Origin of the sequence: Actinoplanes sp. NPDC020271, from assembly GCF_044388125.1 — a bacterium.
Lineage (GTDB): Bacteria > Actinomycetota > Actinomycetes > Mycobacteriales > Micromonosporaceae > Actinoplanes.
Genome location: NZ_JBIRWQ010000003.1, coordinates 413,396 through 430,356, shown reverse-complemented (window position 1 = coordinate 430,356; position 16,961 = coordinate 413,396). Strand labels below are relative to the sequence as shown.

The window sequence follows — 16,961 nt, the reverse complement described above, 5'->3', positions numbered from 1 at the left end:
ATGCTCACTTATCTGGCTGCTGAGGCCGCGGAAAAGGGTCACAACCCGATCATTCCCGCCTGGGAAGAGATCGTGGTCGGGACCGTCGCGTTCGCGGTTCTCTGCTTCGTCCTGATGAAGTTCGTCTTCCCGCAGATGGAGAAGACGTTCCGCGCCCGCGTGGACGCGATCGAGGGCGGTATCAAGCGTGCCGAGGCCGCCCAGGCGGAGGCGAACGAGCTGCTCGAGCAGTACCGCGCGCAGCTCGCCGAGGCTCGGACCGAGGCCGCTCGCATCCGTGACGAGGCTCGTGCCGACGCCGAGGGAATCCGGCAGGACGTGCTCGCCAAGGCTCGCGAGGAGTCGGACCGCATCATCGCGGCCGGCAACGAGCAGCTCGCCGCGCAGCGCGAGTCGATCGTCCGGGAGCTCCGCGCCGAGGTCGGCACGCTTGCCGTCGACCTGGCCGGCAAGATCGTCGGTGAGGCGCTGGCCGACGAGGCCCGCACCCGCGGCACGGTCGAGCGTTTCATCGCGGACCTCGACACCGCCGGCACGGCGGGCGGGCGCTGATGGCGTCCGGCGTCACCAACCAGGCCTATGGCGACGCGGCGGCGCGGCTCAACGCCGGCACCGCCGCGTCGACGGCCGCGCAACTGGCCACGGTCGCCGACGAGATCCTGTCGGTGGCCGGCCTGCTGCGGGCACAGCCGCGGCTGCGCCGGGCGCTGACCGACCCGTCGCGGCCGGGCGAGGACCGCTCGGACCTGTTCCACTCGCTGCTGGCCGGCAAGGTCACCGAGGTGACCGCCGGCGCGCTGGCCACGCTCGTGGCCGGCCGCTTCTCCAAGCCCAGTGACCTGCTGGACGCGACGGAGCGGCTGGGTGTCGACACCCTGCTCGCCTCGGCGCAGAAGCAGAGCGTGCTGGCGGAGGTCGAGGACGAGCTCTTCCGGTTCTCGCAGATCGTCGCCGGCACGCCGCAGCTCGCCGCCACGCTCAGTGACATCGGCGCTCCGGTCGCACCGCGGGCTAAGCTGGTCGGGGATCTTCTCGACGGCAAGGCCCAGACGGTTACGGTCCGGCTCGTCCAGGTCGCGCTCGAGGGTTTCGGTGGCCGTGGCTTCGAGGCCTCGCTGAACCGGCTGGTCGAGGCGACCGCCGCTCGGCGCGACCGCGAGGTGGCGTATGTGACGGTTGCGAAGCCGCTGAGCGACGCCGAGGAGACCGCGCTGGCCGCCAAGCTGGCCACGATCTACGGTCGCGAGGTCTCGCTGAAGGTGGACGTGAACCCCGCGATCATCGGCGGCGTCAGCGTCCGCGTCGGCTCCGACCTCTACGACGGCACGATCCTGCGCCGGTTGAACGCTGCCAAGCAGGCGTTCGCTAAATAGTCCTTTCCCCTCGATCCTTTGATCGAGAAGCCCCTCGGTGGCGGCGACGTCCCGAGCTAGACAGAGAAGGCAGAGGATGGCCGAGCTGACCATCTCCTCGGACGAGATCCGGGGGGCGCTAGAGCGCTACGTCTCGTCCTATTCGCCCGAGGTCTCCCGCGAGGAGGTCGGCATCGTCTCCGATGCGGGCGACGGTATCGCGCACGTCGAGGGCCTGCCCTCGACGATGGCGAACGAGCTGCTGGAGTTCGCCGACGGCACGCTGGGTGTCGCCCTGAACCTCGACGTCCGTGAGATCGGCGCCGTGATCCTGGGTGACTACGCGGCCATCGAGGAGGGCCAGCCGGTCAAGCGCACCGGCCGCGTCCTCTCGGTGCCCGTCGGCGACGCCTTCCTGGGTCGCGTCGTGGACGCCCTGGGCAACCCGATCGACGACCGTGGCGAGATCGCGAACGAAGGCTTCCGCGAGCTCGAGCTGCAGGCGCCGAACGTGATGGCCCGTCAGCCGGTGAAGCAGCCGCTGCAGACCGGCATCAAGGCGATCGACGCCATGACGCCGATCGGCCGCGGCCAGCGCCAGCTGATCATCGGTGACCGCAAGACCGGCAAGACCACGGTCGCGCTCGACACGATCATCAACCAGAAGGCGAACTGGGAGTCCGGCGACCCGCAGAAGCAGGTCCGCTGCATCTACGTCGCCATCGGCCAGAAGGCCTCGACGATCGCCAGCATCCGCGGCGTCCTCGAGGCCCAGGGCGCACTGGAGTACACGACGATCGTCGCGGCTCCGGCGTCCGACCCGGCCGGCTTCAAGTACATCGCCCCGTACACCGGTTCGTCCATCGGACAGCACTGGATGTACAACGGCAAGCACGTCCTGATCGTCTTCGACGACCTGACCAAGCAGGCCGAGGCATACCGTGCCGTGTCGCTGCTGCTGCGCCGCCCGCCGGGCCGCGAGGCCTACCCGGGCGACGTCTTCTACTTGCACTCCCGCCTGCTGGAGCGCTGCGCCAAGCTCTCCGACGAGCTGGGCGGCGGCTCGATGACCGGTCTGCCGATCATCGAGACCAAGGCCAACGACATCTCGGCCTACATCCCGACCAACGTCATCTCGATCACCGACGGCCAGATCTTCCTGGAGTCCGACCTGTTCGCCTCGGGTGTCCGCCCGGCGATCAACGTCGGCACCTCGGTGTCCCGGGTGGGTGGCTCGGCGCAGGTGAAGGCGATGCGCTCGGTCTCCGGCCGTCTGCGTCTCGACCTGGCCCAGTTCCGTGAGCTGGAGGCCTTCTCGGCCTTCGCCTCCGACCTGGACCGCGCGTCGCGGGCCCAGCTGGAGAAGGGCATTCGCCTGGTCGAGCTGCTCAAGCAGCCGCAGTACTCGCCGTACTCGACGGTCGACCAGGTCATCACGATCTGGGCCGGCACCACCGGCCAGCTCGACGACATCGCCGTCGGTGACGTGCGCCGCTTCGAGCAGGAATTCCTGCAGTGGTTCAAGCAGCACAACAGCGACGTCTACACCGCGATCGAGTCGACGAACCTGCTGAGCGACGACAACATTGAGAGCCTGAAGGCCGGTGTCGTCGAGTTCAAGAAGGTCTTCCAGGGCAGCGCGACCGGCGAAAGCGGTAACTAGGCATGGCTGCCGGTCAGGTACAGGCGCTGCGTCGGCGCATTCGCACCGTCAAGTCGACCAAGAAGATCACCAAGGCGCAGGAGCTCGTCGCCACCAGCCGGATCGCGAAGGCCCAGGAACGGGTCGCCGCCTCCCGGCCGTACTCGGTGGCGATCACCAAGGTGCTCGGCGCGCTGGCGTCGAACGCCTCGGTGGACAACCCGCTGCTGGTCGCGCGGGAGCGCGTCCGGCGGGCGGGTGTCCTGCTGATCACCAGTGACCGGGGCCTGGCCGGCGCCTACAACGCCAACGCCATCCGGACCGCCGAGCAGCTGATCGCTCAGCTCCGCTCGGAGGGCAAGGAAGTGGCGCTGTACGTGGTGGGCCGCAAAGGCGTCGGTTACTACCGGTTCCGTGGGCGGGACATCGCCGCCAGCTGGACCGGCTTCTCCGAGCGCCCGTCGTTCGCCGACGCCAAGAAGGTCGGCGACGCCCTGATCGAGGCGTTCGCGGCGGGTTCGGAGACCGAGGGCACCTTCGGTCCCGAGGGCATCCCGGGCGTGGACGAGCTGCACCTCGTGAGCACCGAGTTCAAGTCTCTGATGACCCAGAACGCGCAGGCCAAGCCGCTCGCGCCGGTCCAGGTCGAGGGGCAGGACGAGGAGCCCCGGGGGCTGCGCCCGGCTTACGAATTCGAGCCGGACGCCGACGAGCTGCTCGACGCGCTGCTGCCGAAGTACCTCAACACGCGGATCTACGCGGCGTTGCTGGACTCGGCGGCCAGCGAGTCGGCCTCCCGGCGGCGGGCGATGAAGAGCGCGTCGGACAACGCCGACGACCTCCTCAAGCGGTACACGCGCGAGATGAACTCCGCGCGGCAGGCTGCGATCACCCAGGAAATCAGTGAGATCGTCGGCGGCGCCAACGCGCTGGCCGCGGCGGGAAGTGATGTGTGATGACTGCTGTTGCTGAGCCCACCAAGGCGGAGACCGCTGTCGGCCGTGTCGTCCGGGTCATCGGCCCGGTCGTCGACGTCGAGTTTCCCCGTGACGCCATGCCCGCGATCTTCAACGCGCTGCACGTTGAGGTCACCCTCTCCGAGGGCACCAAGAAGCTGACGCTGGAGGTCGCCCAGCACCTGGGTGACAACCTGCTCCGCGCGATCTCCATGCAGCCGACGGACGGTCTGGTCCGCGGCAAGGAGGTCGTCAACACCGGCGCGCCCATCTCGGTGCCGGTCGGTGACGTGACCAAGGGCCACGTGTTCAACGCCCTCGGCGAGGTGCTCAACGTCGACCCGTCGACGCTGGACATCCAGGAGCGCTGGTCGATCCACCGCAAGCCCCCGGCGTTCGCGGACCTCGAGCCGAAGACCGAGATGCTGGAGACCGGCATCAAGGTGCTCGACCTGCTCGCGCCGTACGTGCGCGGTGGCAAGATCGGCCTGTTCGGCGGCGCGGGCGTCGGCAAGACCGTTCTGATCCAGGAGATGATCATCCGGGTCGCCCGTAACTTCGGTGGCACCTCGGTGTTCGCCGGCGTCGGCGAGCGCACCCGTGAGGGCAACGACCTCATCCTGGAGATGGACGAGGGTGGCGTTCTGGACAAGACCGCTCTGGTCTTCGGCCAGATGGACGAGCCGCCGGGCACCCGTCTGCGGGTCGCCCTGACCGCCCTCACCATGGCGGAGTACTTCCGGGACGTCCAGAACCAGGAGGTGCTGCTCTTCATCGACAACATCTTCCGGTTCACCCAGGCCGGTTCCGAGGTCTCCACCCTGCTCGGGCGTATGCCGTCGGCCGTGGGTTACCAGCCCACCCTGGCGGACGAGATGGGTGAGCTGCAGGAGCGGATCACGTCGGTCCGGGGCAAGGCGATCACCTCGCTGCAGGCGATCTACGTGCCCGCCGACGACTACACCGACCCGGCGCCGGCCACCACCTTCGCCCACCTGGACGCGACCACGAACCTCGAGCGGTCGATCTCCGACAAGGGCATCTACCCCGCGGTGGACCCGCTGGCCTCCAGCTCGCGGATCCTGGCCCCGGAGTTCGTCGGCGCCGAGCACTACGCGGTGGCCCGTGAGGTCCAGCGGATCCTCCAGAAGTACAAGGACCTGCAGGACATCATCGCCATCCTCGGTATGGACGAGCTGTCCGAGGAGGACAAGGTCACGGTCGCCCGGGCCCGTCGTATCGAGCGGTTCCTGTCGCAGAACACCTACGCGGCGGAGCAGTTCACCGGCGTCGCCGGCTCGACGGTCCCGCTGAAGGAGACCATCGAGGCGTTCAAGAAGATCTCCGAGGGTGAGTACGACAACTACCCGGAGCAGGCCTTCTTCATGTGCGGCGGTCTCGAGGACCTGGAGAAGAACGCGCACGAGCTGATGAAGGGCTGACCCCAGCCTCTTCGCCAACTGCGACGAACGAAAAGCCGTGCCGGTGTCCACCGGCACGGCTTTTCGTTGTTCCTGCAGTGAAACGCGGGGGGAACGGCTTTACTGGGGTTTGGGGATCATCGGGTGACTCAGTCTGCGAAACGCCGGGCGCCGTTGTGGGCGCGTCTGTCCGGCATCCTCGGCGCCGTGCTGATGGTGGTCAGCGGCGGGTTGCTGGTCACGGGCTCGACCCTGATCACCCGGTACACGGGGTCGATCGACGCGGACGGCAGCCTGATCGGCGGACCGGCGGCCGGCGCGCCCCGGACGCACCCGGGCGACCTCCGCGGACCACTCAACATCCTGCTGGCCGGCATCGACCCGCGGGACGATCACACCGCGCCGCGCTCCGACTCGATCATCGTGGCGCACATCCCGGCCGGCATGGATCAGGTCTACCTGTTCTCCGTGCCGCGGGACCTCTACGTGGACATTCCGGCCTTCGCCCCGACCGGCTTCGCGGGCGGCAAATCGAAGATCAACGCCGCCATGTCGTACGGGAGCTCGGTGGGTGATGGCAGACACGACGTCAAGCAGGGCTTCCAGTTGCTGGCGAAGACGGTCACGCAGCTGACCGGCATCCCGGCGTTCGACGCCGGGGCGATCATCAACTTCGGCGGCTTCAAGAACATCGTCGAGGCGATGGGCGGCGTCACGATGAGGATCGACATGCGGGTGAAGTCCGAGCATCTCCAGCCGGACGGCACCCCGCGGCACCGGCGGGCGTCGTGCGCGGACAACTCGTGCTCCCACCCGTACATCGGGCCGCAGAAGAGCTACCGACCCGGGACCTACCACCTGCAGGCCTGGGAGGCGCTGGACTACGTGCGGCAGCGCTACGGCCTGCCGAACAGCGACTACGACCGGCAGCGGCACCAGCAGCAGTTCATCAAGGCGATGGCCAAGGAAGTGATGAGCAAGGGCGTGATCACCAGCCCGGCCCGGATGACGAAGATCCTGGGCTCGGCCGGCGACGCGCTCACCTTCGACGGCAACGGGCACAGCGTGCTGGACTGGGGGCTCGCGCTCAAGGGCCTGAACACCGACAACATGGTCTCGATCAAGTTGTCCGGCGGCGGGCTCTACGACGGCAACCGGTACGTGGGGGAGAAGCTGGCCCCGGGGTCCGACGAGTTCTTCACCGCGGTCCGGGAAGACCGGATCCAGGCGTTTCTGCTGGCCCACCCGGAATTCGTGAACAAGGACGCCTAACCCCGGGCGAACGGCTCGGGCGAGCGGCGATTAGACTTTCACCCAATCGGTTCGCAACGTCAGAGGGAGACAGCGTGGCCAACCAGCTTCACGTCGAGGTTGTCGCCGTCGAGGAGAAGGTCTGGGCCGGTGAGGCCGAGATGCTCGTCGCGCGCACCACCGAGGGTGAGATCGGTGTGCTGCCGGGCCACTCTCCGCTGCTCGGCCTGCTCAAGGAGCCGTCCCAGGTCCGGGTGAAACTCGCCGGTGGCGAGCAGCTGACCTACGACGTCGCCGGGGGCTTCCTCTCCATCGACGCGAACGGCGTCACGGTGCTCGCCGAGAGCGCGACGCCCGCCACGCCCGAGCAGCACTGACGCCGCCGATGCGGGTTCTGGAAGTCTTCGGAATCTGCGTCGTCGCGCTGCTCGCGCTTCTCTTCGCCATCTTCTTCCGCCGCCGCCTGCTGATGCTCGGCGGCGGCACCATCCGCCTGCAGGTCCGCACCAGCACGATGGTGCCGGGCCGCGGGTGGTCGCCCGGGCTGGGCCAGTTCGTCGGTGACGAGCTCCGCTTCCACAAGATGTTCAGCCTGGCGATCCGGCCCAAACGAGTGCTCGACCGGCGGCTCCTGACGATCGCCGAGCGTCGTCTGCCGACCGGGCCGGAACGGCTGACCATGCCCGGCCACTGGGTCGTGTTGCGCTGCGCGACGGGCGACACCCAGTTGGAGATCGCCATGGCCGAGACGACGGTGACCGGGTTCCTGTCCTGGCTCGAGGCCGGGCCGCCGCGCGATCCGGGCAGTGCTCCGGGCCGTTCCATCTTCGGGCCGCGCCAGCTGGAGAACTGAGGGCGTCGCCGGTTGGAGAACTGAGGGCGTCCCCGACCGGCCAGCTGAAGTCTGCGCCGGCTGGAGAACTGAGGGCGTCGCCGGCTGGAGAACTGAGGGCGTCGCCGACCGGCCAGCTGAAGTCTGCGCCGGCTGGAAAGCTGAAGTCTGCGCCGGGGGACGAGCTGAAGGCTCCACCGCTTCTGGATTGGCCGTCGCCCGCGGATGCTCATGCGAATAACGTCAGCTTCATGCGGATTCGAATCGTCGACGCCTTCACCGACCGGGCCTTCGCCGGCAACCCGGCCGGCGTCCTGATCCTCGACGGGGACACCTTCCCCGCCGACGACTGGCTGCAGCGGATCGCCATCGAGGTCAACCACTCCGAGACCGCGTTCCTGCACCGCCTGCCCGAGGGCGGCGACGCCGACTGGGCGCTGCGCTGGTTCACCCCGGCCGCCGAGGTCGCCCTCTGCGGGCACGCCACCCTCGCCAGTGCCCACGTGCTGCATCGGGCTGGGCCGGCTGCCGGGCGGATCCGGTTCCGGACCGTCCGCAGTGGCGTCCTCACCGCCGACGTGGCCGAGGACGGGCTGATCACGCTCGACTTCCCGGCTTCGCCGCTGAGCCCGCTCGACGCCGACCCGGCCCTGCTCGCGGCCCTCGGCGCGGAGGCGCTGGCCACCCACTGGACCGGGCCGATCACCGACGACGTGCTGGTCGAGGTCGCGGACGAGAAGACCGTCCGGGGCCTGACCCCGGATGTGAGCGTGCTCGCCAAGCTGACCCGTCGCGGCGTGCTGGTCACCGCGGCGGCCGACGACCCGGCGGGCGGGTACGACTTCGTGTCTCGTTTCTTCGCCCCGGCGGTCGGGGTGGCGGAGGACCCGGTGACCGGTTCCGCGCACACGTCGCTGACGCCGTTCTGGACCGCGCGGCTGGGCCGGGACGAGCTGACCGGCTATCAGGCGTCGGCCCGCGGCGGGCTGGTCAAGGTGGCTCTCCGGGGTGACCGCACGCTGCTCGGCGGCTATGCGGTCACCACGATCGACGGCGAACTCCAGGTGGACGTCCCGGCCGCCTGAACCGCGCTCGGGTCCGCCGGCGATGAGCCGAAGCCGCCCGGCCGAAATCGCTCAGCCGAACCGGCTCAGCCGAACCGGCTCAGCCAAACCGGCTCAGCCGAACCGGCTCAGTTCAATCGGCTCAGCGGGACCCGCCGGGGACCCACTTCACGTCGCCGTCCGGGTTCGCCACCCGGGACAGGATGAAGAGCAGGTCGGAGAGCCGGTTCAGGTATTTCGCCGGCAGCACCGAGGTACGTTCCGCGTCCGCCTCGATCAGCGCCCACGCCGACCGCTCGGCCCGCCGCGCGACGGTCCGCGCCACATGCAGCAGGGCCGCGCCGGGGGTCCCACCCGGCAGGATGAAACTGTCGAGCGCGGCGAGACGTTCGTTGAACTCGTCGCACCAGCCCTCGAGCCGGGTCACGTACTCCTCGGTGATCCGCAGCGGCGGGTACGGCGGGTTCGCGTCGAGTGGGTTGCCGAGATCCGCCCCGAGGTCGAAGAGGTCGTTCTGGATGCGGCCCAGCACCGCCCGTACGTCCTCGGGAAGTGAACCGAGAGCCAGGGCCGCGCCCAGTGCCGCGTTGCATTCGTCCGCGTCGGCGTAGGCCGCGATCCGGGGATCGGTCTTCGCGGCCACCTCGTTGTTGACCAGACGGGTCTGCCCGCCGTCGCCGGTACGGGTGTAGATCCGGGTGAGATGCACAGCCATGCCAACACCCTATGCGTGCAGGCGGGGATGCGGCCCATACGATGGCCCGCGTGGATGTGATCAGGGTCAAGGGCGGTGCCCCGCTCACCGGTGATGTCACGGTCGGTGGCGCGAAGAACTCAGCGCTCAAGCTGATGGCGGTCGCCCTGCTCGGCGAGGGCCGCAGCGTGGTCTCCAACGTCCCGCGGATCACCGATATCGCGATCATGGCCGAGGTGCTGCGCCGGCTCGGTTGTGACGTCGTGCTGGACGGCACCGAGGCGATCATCGACGTGCCGCTGGAGCCGGGCGCCGAGGCGGATTACGACCTGGTCCGGCGGCTGCGCGCGTCGATCTGTGTGCTCGGCCCGCTGCTGGCCCGCCGCGGTTACGTGCGGGTGGCGCTCCCGGGCGGCGACATGATCGGCTCCCGGGGTCTGGACATGCACATCTCCGGCCTGGCCCGGATGGGCGCGGAGATCTCCAACGAGCACGGTTTCGTGATCGCCTCGGCTCCGGCCGGCCTACGCGGTTCGAAGATCTGGCTGGACTTCCCGAGCGTCGGTGCCACCGAGAACCTGCTGATGGCGGCGGTCCTGGCCAAGGGCGTCACGGAGATCGACAATGCGGCCCGCGAGCCGGAGATCGTCGACATCTGCGACATGCTCACCGCGATGGGCGCGCGGATCGAGGGCGCCGGCACGTCGACGCTGATCATCGAGGGGGTGGACGGGCCGCTCAAGCCGGTGCGGCACACCACGATCGGTGACCGGATCGTCGGCGGCACCTGGGCCTACGGTGCGGCGATGACCCGTGGCGACGTCACGATCCACGGCGTGCGTCCCGAGTTCCTCGACATCGCGCTGGACAAACTGGTGTCGGCCGGCGCGACCGTCGATCCGGGTGACAACCGGTTCCGCGTACGGATGGCGGAGCGCCCGAAGCACGTCGACATCGTCACGCTGCCCTACCCGGGGTTCGCCACCGACCTGCTGCCGATGGCGATCGGTCTCGCGGCGGTGGCCGAGGGCGCGTCACTGATCACCGAGAACATCTTCGACGGCCGGTTCATGTTCGTGAACGAGATGGTCCGGCTGGGCGCCGACATCCGCACCGACGGGCACCACGCGGTGGTCAACGGGCGCGCGCGGCTGTCGGGTGCCCCGGTGCGGGCCACCGACATCCGGGCCGGGGCCGGGCTGGTCATCGCCGGTCTGTGCGCGGACGGGGTGACCGAGGTCGGTGAGGTGCACCACATCGACCGCGGCTACCCGGACTTCGTGGCCGACCTGGCCCGTCTGGGCGTCGAGGTGGAGCGGACCGACGTGCCGGAGCCGACCTTCGACTTCTGACGGGTCAGGCTCCGCCCCGCGGAGCACGCGGGGCTGCGACGTGGCCCAGCCGACGCAGGCCACCACCTGGACCTCGTCTCGCTCCCCCCGTGATCCGCGGACAGAACCTAAGCGGAGCCGACCAGACGCCGGGCTTCCTCGACCTCTTCGGCGAAGACGAGCACGCAGACCCGGCCGTCGCGCCGGGTCGCGCTCGTGGCGCGGATCCCGGCGTCCGAGAGCAACCGCCTGATCTCGTCGGCTGTCTTGGGCTCGTCGGTGACCGCGGCCGGCGACAGGAGCCCGTAGTCCTCCTGTTCGCCGAAGATGGCGAGGCCGTCCGTGCATCCGTCGACGGCGCCGGTGGGTTGCAGGCCCATCCGCCAGAAGACCGCGCCGAGAAAGCCGACCAGACCGACGGCGATCAACGGTCCGATGAGGTACCAGCCGTCGCTCGTGGCCATGCGCACAGTCTGGCACCGTGACGCACCTTTTTCTGGCGCTTTGCCCCGAACGAGAATGGGCCTAAGTTTCCGTTAAGTAACCCCGCTACACTGTGGCCCCATCTGACAAAGGAGTGCAGCATGGCGGGTCGTCTCGCGGTCATCGGGTCCGGACTGATGGGTTCCGGCATCGCTCAGGTCTCGGCGCAGGCCGGCTGGCAGGTCACGATGCGGGATGTCGACGACGCCTCGCTCAAGCGGGGTCTCGGCGCGATCCGTGACTCGCTGACCCGTTTCGCCGCCAAGGGCAAGATCGCCGAGGCGGACGTCGAGGCCACCCTGCAGCGCATCACCCCGACCACCGACCTGGACGCGGTCGCCGAGGCCGATGTCGTCGTCGAGGCGATCTTCGAGAAGGTCGAGGCCAAGCACGACGTCTTCAAGCAGCTCGACAAGATCTGCAAGGCCGGCGCGATCCTCGGGACCAACACCTCGGCCATCCCGATCACCCAGATCGCCGCGATCACCGCGCGGCCGGAGTCGGTGGTCGGCATCCACTTCTTCTCACCGGTCCCGATGATGAAGCTGGTCGAGCTCGTCCGCGGCTATCAGACGTCCGACGAGACCATGGCGGCCGCGCGCAACTTCGCCGAGGAGGTCGGCAAGACCTGCGTCGAGGTGAAGCGCGACGTCGCCGGCTTCGTCTCCAACCGGCTCTTCTCGGCGCTGCTCGTCGAGGCGATCAAGCTGGTCGAGTCCGGCGTCGTCTCCGCCGCCGATCTGGACACGGTGATGAAGCTCGGGTTCGGCCACGCCATGGGCCCGCTCGCCACGGTCGACCTGACCGGTCTCGACGTCATGCTCAACGCCGCCGGGAACATCTACCGCGACACCCAGGACGAGAAGTTCTTCCCGCCGGAGCTGCTGCAGCGCATGGTCACGGCCGGCGACCTGGGCCGCAAGACCGGCAAGGGCTTCTACAGCTACTGACCGATCCCGATCGCTTTGAGTGCCCCGGCCCCCGGCCGGGGCTCTCGCTTTTCCCGACCCCGATCCGGTACGTCGTGAGCCCGGTCCCGTGGCACTCGCACGCGAGGCCCGCCACCACCCGGACCCGAGGCGCGACCTGCTCTCCCGGCTGGTTCTCACCGTGGTCATGAGGCGCGGATGACCACGGTGAGAACCAGCCGGAACCGGGACGCGCGCCGCTTCGCCGCAGTGCCGCGGAGCTCGCGGCGTACCCGTGAACGGGTCAATGGGCCGCGAAGGAGAGCGACAGAAGGGTGGCCGCGACCATCCCGCCGAGCAGGGTCAGGCCGATCCCGCCGACGTCGAGCCGCGCGTGCAGCCGGCGATGTGCCAGGAACGCCGCGGCCGGAATCCCGGCGGACGGCGCGACGATGAACGTCAGCCACCCGATCGCACGGATCAGCAGCCCTCCGAAGGCCACCGTGTGACCGAAAGTGACCAGCCCGGCGGCGACCAGCCCGGCCATCGCCGCCGCGATCGCGCCGATCACCGGGAGCAGCGCGAGCGCCCAGCGCGGCAGCAGACGACGGCCGCCGGGGCGGACCCGGTCGTCGATGCGGTCGGCGGCCCGGGCCAGCAGCGCGCGCGGCGACTGACGGCCGTGCCCGGTGACGACCAGGTCGTCGGAGGTGGGCCGGCGCTGCAGGGCGACCCGCGGCAACGCCTCGACCGGCGCGGGGTCGGGCATCTCGCCGAGCGCCCGGACCCGCAGACCACGGGCACGCCGCAGCTGGTTCCAGAGCCGGGCCGCCTCCCGGTCCACGTCGAGAACCTGCGCGGCGGCGGCGCCGGCCCAGCGGTCGGCGGCGAGCGCGTCGTTCTCGGCGCGGGCCAGCTCCCCGGCGGCCCGGGCGGCGTTGTCCTGGTAGGCCTGTTCCGCGTCGTCGAGTTCGGCGTCGCGCCGCCGGGTCACCTCGGCCAGGGCGCTCACCATCAACTGGTAGTCGCGGGAGGGCGGCTGCCGGTCACGTGTGGTCACTGTTCACCTCGTACGGGATGATGATCTCGGGTGTGCGGTGCACGGAACGGTCGAAGAACAGGGCTCGCCGCGGCCGCGGGTACCAGACCGGCCCGCCCGGCTGGGGGTGCAGCGGGGCCAGGTCGGCGCCCTGCACGTCGAGGGCGACCCAGGCGCCGATGGCGTCGAACCGCGCGCCGATGCCGCCCAGGTCGTCGCGCAGCCGTGGCACGGACCGCCACCAGCCGAGCACGTGGGTCCGCTGCTCCGGCCCGTCGGTCAGCAGTTTGCGCAGCCCGGCGTCCCGCGCGGCGTCCAGTGCGTAGCCGATCACGTAGTGCGGGACGTCGTGAGGACCAAGATCGAAGTGGACGTCCCCGGCGTCGTACCAGTCGGCCGAGGGCAGCTCGGCGACCAGGCGGGCGGCGGCCGGACCGGCCGCGACGTCCAGGCACATCACGCTGAAATGAGCTGGTCCCTGCGCGGCCAGGCTCAGCGCGGCGGCCGCGAGAACATCACAGGCTTCCCCGGTACGGGTTCCGAGCACCGCGAGATTGCGCCCCGGCATCCGTCCGAGCCGCAGCCGCGCGGGCTGGGCGGCCACGTCGATGCGCTCGCCGAGGACCGCGCCGGGTGACGATCCGACCGGTTCCGTGCCGGACGGCACCCGGCCGGACGGCCGCAGCGTCTCCGGCAGCCGGGGCACCGCGTCGCCGTCGAAGAGCCGGGGCGGCTCGCAGCCGGCCGGCCGGTCCCGCCACAGCCGCCGTTGCAGGCCCCGCCAGACGTTGCGGTCGCCGGCGTCGGGCAAGCGCACGATCCGGTTCGCCCCGGACATCCCGGACTCGGTGTTGACCACCGCGTGGAAGCGCGGGATGACCGCGGCGGCCAGGTTGTCGTCGGCCAGGATCCGGCGCGCCTTGGGCAGGGCGATCCGGAGCGTGAACTGGGCGATCAGCCCGGCCCGGCCCCACAGCGCCTGGATGCCGGCCACGTCCTGGGAGGCGAGGATCAGGTGGATGCCCTGCGAGCGGCCCCGCCGGGCGAGGTCCTCGAGCAGCGTGACGGCCTCGTCGGCGACCGCGTCGCGACCGTCCAGCAGCACCTGGAACTCGTCGATCACCGCGACGATCCGCGGCCAGTGCCCACCCGGGTCCTCGGCGCGCAGCTCGGCGAGCTTGCCGGCGTCGTACCGTTTCGCCGCCTGCGCCCGCAGCCGCAGCTCCTCGCTCAGGTGCCGGAGCATGGCCAGGCCGAACTCGCGGTCGCCGTTGACGTTGATGCCGGCCAGGCGCACCTGCGGCAGCCAGCTCGCGTCGCGCGGGCCGGGGACGTAGCGCGCGAAGGAGACGCCCTCCTTGAAGTCGAGCAGGTAGAGCGCCAACTCCTCGGGGCCGTACCGGGTGGCCAGCGAGCCGAGCCAGGTGTAGATCAGGTTGGTCTTGCCCGAGCCGGACGGCCCGCCGATCAGCGCGTGCGGCGGGTCGTCGCCGAGCGGCACCTCGACCAGCGTGCCGTCGGTGCTGTCCCCGATCGGCGCGACCAGGCCGTGGATCGAGGACTCGGACCAGAACTCGGCCGGCTCCAGGTCGGCCAGCCGGGCCGGGTCCGGTCCGGCCCGCAGCCGCTCGGCAGTGGTCCGGCAGAACGCGGCGATCCGCTCCGGCGGGGGCGGCGGGTCCAGCTTGATCTCCAGGCTGCCCAGCGAGTCGCAGGTGGCGGTCCGGTCCCGGACCACGATCCGCTCGACGGTCGGGTCGTCCTCCAGCGCCAGCCCGCGGACGACCAGGTGCACCCCGCAGGCCACCCCGGTACGCACGATCCGGTCCAGTTGCGCCCGCTGCGCCGTCGTCATCTCGACCGAGGTGGCGCGGTCGGCGAGCAGCACGACCAGTTTCCACGGCTCCGGGCGAGGCCCGGGCCGGGCGGCGGCCAGCTCGGCGATCGTCGGGTACTGCCCGCCCAGCGACTCGTTGACCCGGCAGATGTGGTCGGCCAGGTCGTCGAGGAGCGAGCCGAGGCCGCCCGGGCCGACGAAGGTCGGGTTCAGCGGCGCGAACGGTGCGAGCGTGCCGCCCAGGTTCTCCGGGTCGTAGACGGTCAGGTGCACGTCCCCGGCCCGGGTGCTGCCCAGGGCCCGCAGCAGCACCCCGGTGATCAGGTCGTCGACCTGCGGGGACGGCCCGGAGACGTGCAGGTGCACGGCGTCCAGCAGCGGGATCAGACCGGGCAGCGCGGCGGTTTCCTCGAACGTGATCGCGCCGATCCGCAGCAGGCCGGGACGGCTGCCCGGGTCCGGCTCGCTCGGCGACCACAGCCGCCAGGGTGCGCCGGCCGCGCCGCCGGCGCTGGAGGTGGCCAGGCCGCGCAGGTGCCCGGCGAGCCGGGTGGCCTCGCTCTGGAAGCGGCGCTGCACGTCGTTGCGGGCGGCCTCGCGTGCGGCGGTGAGCTGGCTCAGGCAGGTGGCGTAGGCCTCCCGGACCAGGCGGCGGCGGTTCTGGGCCTCGCCCCGGGCCGACTCGGCGGCGGCCAGCAACGCCCGCGCGGAACCGCGGGCCTCGGCAAGTTCCTGCCGGACCACGGCGACCAGCGCGTTGCGGTTACTGACCACGCGACCCCCCGGAATCCATGTGGGGGGATTTTAGCGATTTTCCACCATTATGACGGATTAGGCGTTGCGTGTCGTGATCTGTCGCTCGAAAAGGCCTCCGTCCACAGGCGGCCCGCCACGACCATCGCCGCCTCCCGCTGCCACTGCCGCATGGTGTCGCGCGGAACGTTGCGCCGGAACCAGTCGACGGCCATCCGCGCCTCGCGGCTCAACCCGTCCAGCCGCTGCCGCCGGGAGTACGGATTCAGCCCCAGCACCCCGCAGAACTGCAGCGTGCTGTAGTACCGCCAGTCCTCGGTGGTGCCGAACGGCCCGGCCGGGCGCAGCGCCGACACCGCCTCGCGCAGCACCGCCCGCAACTCCCGCGCCCGGGCCCGCGGCTGGTCGTCACCGCGACCCGCGACCCGGCGCGCCACCACCGGCAGATCGGTCAGCGGACTGCGCGACAACCGGTTCAGATCGTTGAAGTCGTCCAGCGCCCGCCGGGTCAGCCGCAGGAACTCCGGCTCACCGACCTCGGCCAGCCGCCGCCGCTCCCGCAGACGCAGCAGCGCATCCGCGTTCAGGAACAGCGTGGCCCGCTCGTGACGCAGCCGGGTCTCGCCCGGCAGCGCGACCCGGTCGATCAGCCGGCTGAGCCGCCCGGTCAGGCCGGCCGCGGTCGCCGCCACCGCCAGCGGGACGAACTGCAGGACGATGACCAGGTGGTTGCCGCGCACCTCGGACATGGTCAGCAACACCGGGGTGCCGACCAGCACCAGCACGCCGAGGCCGGCGACCAGTGAACGCCGCAGGTCCGGCCGGAGCCGCTCGCCGCCGGCCATCGCGTGCGCGACCGCGATCAGATAGCCGAACACCAGCAGGTCCAGCCCGTTCGCGGCGAGCGCCGGGGCCGGGCCGCCGGCGTCGAGCGGGATCAGGACCAGGGCGAGGCTCGCCGCGTACAGCCCGGCGATGGCGCTCAGGGCGAACGGCAGACTGCGCGGGACCACCTGATCATGGCTGCGCCAGAGCAGGATCAGCGCACCGGCGAGCGGGGTGAGCGCCACCAGTTTCCCCGCGCCGGGCAGCGCCACCACCATCAGCTGGAAGCTGACGCCGAGCACCAGCGCGCCGATGTCGATCGGGCGGCGCTCCGCGGGCGCCAGCGGCAGCAGCGACACCACGCTCCCGGCCCAGGCCAGGGCCGGGAGGCAGATGAGGATCTCCGCTGTCCGGGAGCCCGGCGCGATGGTCCAGGCCGCCACCGCGATCGCGTACGCCACGAGGGCCGCACCCGCCCAGCGCAGCGCCGGACGCCCGGGATCACGGCCGATCAGATACCCGGCGAGCCACCAGGTGAGGGCGAAGGCGGGGACGGCGATCGCGAGCACCCGG

16 protein-coding genes are annotated in these 16,961 nt (G+C 70.7%); 11 read left to right on the top strand and 5 right to left on the bottom strand.

The window, feature by feature from the left end; genetic code table 11:
* The 9 genes from ACH442_RS09265 (at window position 1) to ACH442_RS09225 (ending at window position 8,539) form a co-directional block, all read left to right on the top strand.
* The gene (locus ACH442_RS09265) at window positions 1-552 is read left to right on the top strand and encodes a F0F1 ATP synthase subunit B (protein WP_396337425.1); all 552 of its coding nucleotides are present in this window, start codon (window positions 1-3) and stop codon (window positions 550-552) included.
* Window positions 552-1,373 (top strand): F0F1 ATP synthase subunit delta, encoded by an 822-nt coding sequence (locus ACH442_RS09260; RefSeq protein WP_396337424.1) that lies wholly within the window; start codon window positions 552-554, stop codon window positions 1,371-1,373. The genes ACH442_RS09265 and ACH442_RS09260 overlap by 1 nt, the downstream gene beginning before the upstream one ends.
* A 76-nt stretch (window positions 1,374-1,449) precedes the next feature.
* A complete protein-coding gene (gene atpA, locus ACH442_RS09255) occupies window positions 1,450-3,015 on the top strand; it encodes a F0F1 ATP synthase subunit alpha (protein WP_396337423.1) in 1,566 nt (521 codons plus the stop codon).
* 2 nt (window positions 3,016-3,017) lie between these two features.
* Window positions 3,018-3,950 carry a F0F1 ATP synthase subunit gamma gene (locus ACH442_RS09250; RefSeq protein ID WP_396337422.1) on the top strand — a complete coding sequence of 311 codons (933 nt, stop codon included), beginning with the start codon at window positions 3,018-3,020 and terminating at the stop codon, window positions 3,948-3,950.
* On the top strand, window positions 3,950-5,392 hold the full coding sequence (atpD, locus tag ACH442_RS09245; protein WP_396337421.1) for a F0F1 ATP synthase subunit beta: 1,443 nt from the start codon (window positions 3,950-3,952) through the stop codon (window positions 5,390-5,392). The genes ACH442_RS09250 and atpD overlap by 1 nt, the downstream gene beginning before the upstream one ends.
* Window positions 5,393-5,584: 192 nt before the next feature.
* Entirely contained in the window at window positions 5,585-6,643 is a 1,059-nt protein-coding gene (locus ACH442_RS09240) for an LCP family protein (RefSeq protein WP_396337609.1), read from the top strand.
* A 74-nt stretch (window positions 6,644-6,717) separates the two neighbouring features.
* A complete protein-coding gene (locus ACH442_RS09235) occupies window positions 6,718-6,999 on the top strand; it encodes a F0F1 ATP synthase subunit epsilon (RefSeq protein WP_014694384.1) in 282 nt (93 codons plus the stop codon).
* Between the two features lie 8 nt (window positions 7,000-7,007).
* Window positions 7,008-7,475, top strand: coding sequence for a DUF2550 domain-containing protein (locus tag ACH442_RS09230; protein WP_396337420.1), 468 nt, complete (start codon window positions 7,008-7,010; stop codon window positions 7,473-7,475).
* A 230-nt stretch (window positions 7,476-7,705) separates the two neighbouring features.
* Window positions 7,706-8,539: a PhzF family phenazine biosynthesis protein gene (locus tag ACH442_RS09225; protein ID WP_396337419.1), complete on the top strand. Its 834-nt coding sequence runs from the start codon at window positions 7,706-7,708 to the stop codon at window positions 8,537-8,539.
* Window positions 8,540-8,660: 121 nt separating this feature from the next.
* On the opposite strand, the gene ACH442_RS09220 is transcribed toward ACH442_RS09225, so the two are convergent.
* Window positions 8,661-9,233, bottom strand: a complete 573-nt coding sequence (locus tag ACH442_RS09220) for a cob(I)yrinic acid a,c-diamide adenosyltransferase (RefSeq protein ID WP_396337418.1) — start codon at window positions 9,231-9,233, stop codon at window positions 8,661-8,663.
* 11 nt (window positions 9,234-9,244) lie between these two features.
* Here ACH442_RS09220 and murA point away from each other — a divergent pair, with 11 nt between their 5' ends.
* Window positions 9,245-10,564: a UDP-N-acetylglucosamine 1-carboxyvinyltransferase gene (gene murA / locus ACH442_RS09215; protein ID WP_396337417.1), complete on the top strand. Its 1,320-nt coding sequence runs from the start codon at window positions 9,245-9,247 to the stop codon at window positions 10,562-10,564.
* A gap of 107 nt (window positions 10,565-10,671) precedes the next feature.
* Here murA and ACH442_RS09210 read toward each other — a convergent pair whose 3' ends face one another.
* Complete coding sequence (locus ACH442_RS09210) at window positions 10,672-11,007, bottom strand: hypothetical protein (protein WP_396337416.1); 336 nt, start codon at window positions 11,005-11,007, stop codon at window positions 10,672-10,674.
* Window positions 11,008-11,127: 120 nt separating this feature from the next.
* On the opposite strand from ACH442_RS09210, the gene ACH442_RS09205 reads away from it, so the two are divergent.
* Window positions 11,128-11,976, top strand: a complete 849-nt coding sequence (locus ACH442_RS09205) for a 3-hydroxyacyl-CoA dehydrogenase family protein (RefSeq protein WP_396337415.1) — start codon at window positions 11,128-11,130, stop codon at window positions 11,974-11,976.
* 262 nt (window positions 11,977-12,238) lie between these two features.
* Here the strand turns inward: ACH442_RS09205 and ACH442_RS09200 are convergent, their stop codons facing one another.
* Genes ACH442_RS09200 through ACH442_RS09190 form a run of 3 tightly spaced genes read right to left on the bottom strand, consistent with a single transcriptional unit; the run spans window position 12,239 to window position 16,957 of the window.
* Window positions 12,239-12,994 carry a hypothetical protein gene (locus ACH442_RS09200; RefSeq protein ID WP_396337414.1) on the bottom strand — a complete coding sequence of 252 codons (756 nt, stop codon included), beginning with the start codon at window positions 12,992-12,994 and terminating at the stop codon, window positions 12,239-12,241.
* Window positions 12,981-15,584 carry an FtsK/SpoIIIE domain-containing protein gene (locus ACH442_RS09195; RefSeq protein ID WP_396337413.1) on the bottom strand — a complete coding sequence of 868 codons (2,604 nt, stop codon included), beginning with the start codon at window positions 15,582-15,584 and terminating at the stop codon, window positions 12,981-12,983. Before ACH442_RS09195 ends, ACH442_RS09200 begins: the two co-directional genes overlap by 14 nt.
* A gap of 47 nt (window positions 15,585-15,631) precedes the next feature.
* Window positions 15,632-16,957, bottom strand: a complete 1,326-nt coding sequence (locus ACH442_RS09190; protein ID WP_396337412.1) for a hypothetical protein — start codon at window positions 16,955-16,957, stop codon at window positions 15,632-15,634.
* Window positions 16,958-16,961: the final 4 nt, after the last annotated feature.

Excerpts from the sequence above, each read along its gene's own strand:
- ACH442_RS09265 (WP_396337425.1), top strand. The coding sequence starts at position 1 with ATGCTCACTTATCTGGCTGCTGAGGCCGCGGAAAAGGGTCACAACCCG.
- ACH442_RS09260 (WP_396337424.1), top strand. The coding sequence starts at position 552 with ATGGCGTCCGGCGTCACCAACCAGGCCTATGGCGACGCGGCGGCGCGG.
- atpA (WP_396337423.1), top strand. The coding sequence starts at position 1,450 with ATGGCCGAGCTGACCATCTCCTCGGACGAGATCCGGGGGGCGCTAGAG.
- ACH442_RS09250 (WP_396337422.1), top strand. The coding sequence starts at position 3,018 with ATGGCTGCCGGTCAGGTACAGGCGCTGCGTCGGCGCATTCGCACCGTC.
- atpD (WP_396337421.1), top strand. The coding sequence starts at position 3,950 with ATGACTGCTGTTGCTGAGCCCACCAAGGCGGAGACCGCTGTCGGCCGT.
- ACH442_RS09240 (WP_396337609.1), top strand. The coding sequence starts at position 5,585 with ATGGTGGTCAGCGGCGGGTTGCTGGTCACGGGCTCGACCCTGATCACC.
- ACH442_RS09230 (WP_396337420.1), top strand. The coding sequence starts at position 7,008 with ATGCGGGTTCTGGAAGTCTTCGGAATCTGCGTCGTCGCGCTGCTCGCG.
- ACH442_RS09225 (WP_396337419.1), top strand. The coding sequence starts at position 7,706 with ATGCGGATTCGAATCGTCGACGCCTTCACCGACCGGGCCTTCGCCGGC.
- ACH442_RS09220 (WP_396337418.1), bottom strand. The coding sequence starts at position 9,233 with ATGGCTGTGCATCTCACCCGGATCTACACCCGTACCGGCGACGGCGGG.
- murA (WP_396337417.1), top strand. The coding sequence starts at position 9,245 with ATGCGTGCAGGCGGGGATGCGGCCCATACGATGGCCCGCGTGGATGTG.
- ACH442_RS09210 (WP_396337416.1), bottom strand. The coding sequence starts at position 11,007 with ATGGCCACGAGCGACGGCTGGTACCTCATCGGACCGTTGATCGCCGTC.
- ACH442_RS09205 (WP_396337415.1), top strand. The coding sequence starts at position 11,128 with ATGGCGGGTCGTCTCGCGGTCATCGGGTCCGGACTGATGGGTTCCGGC.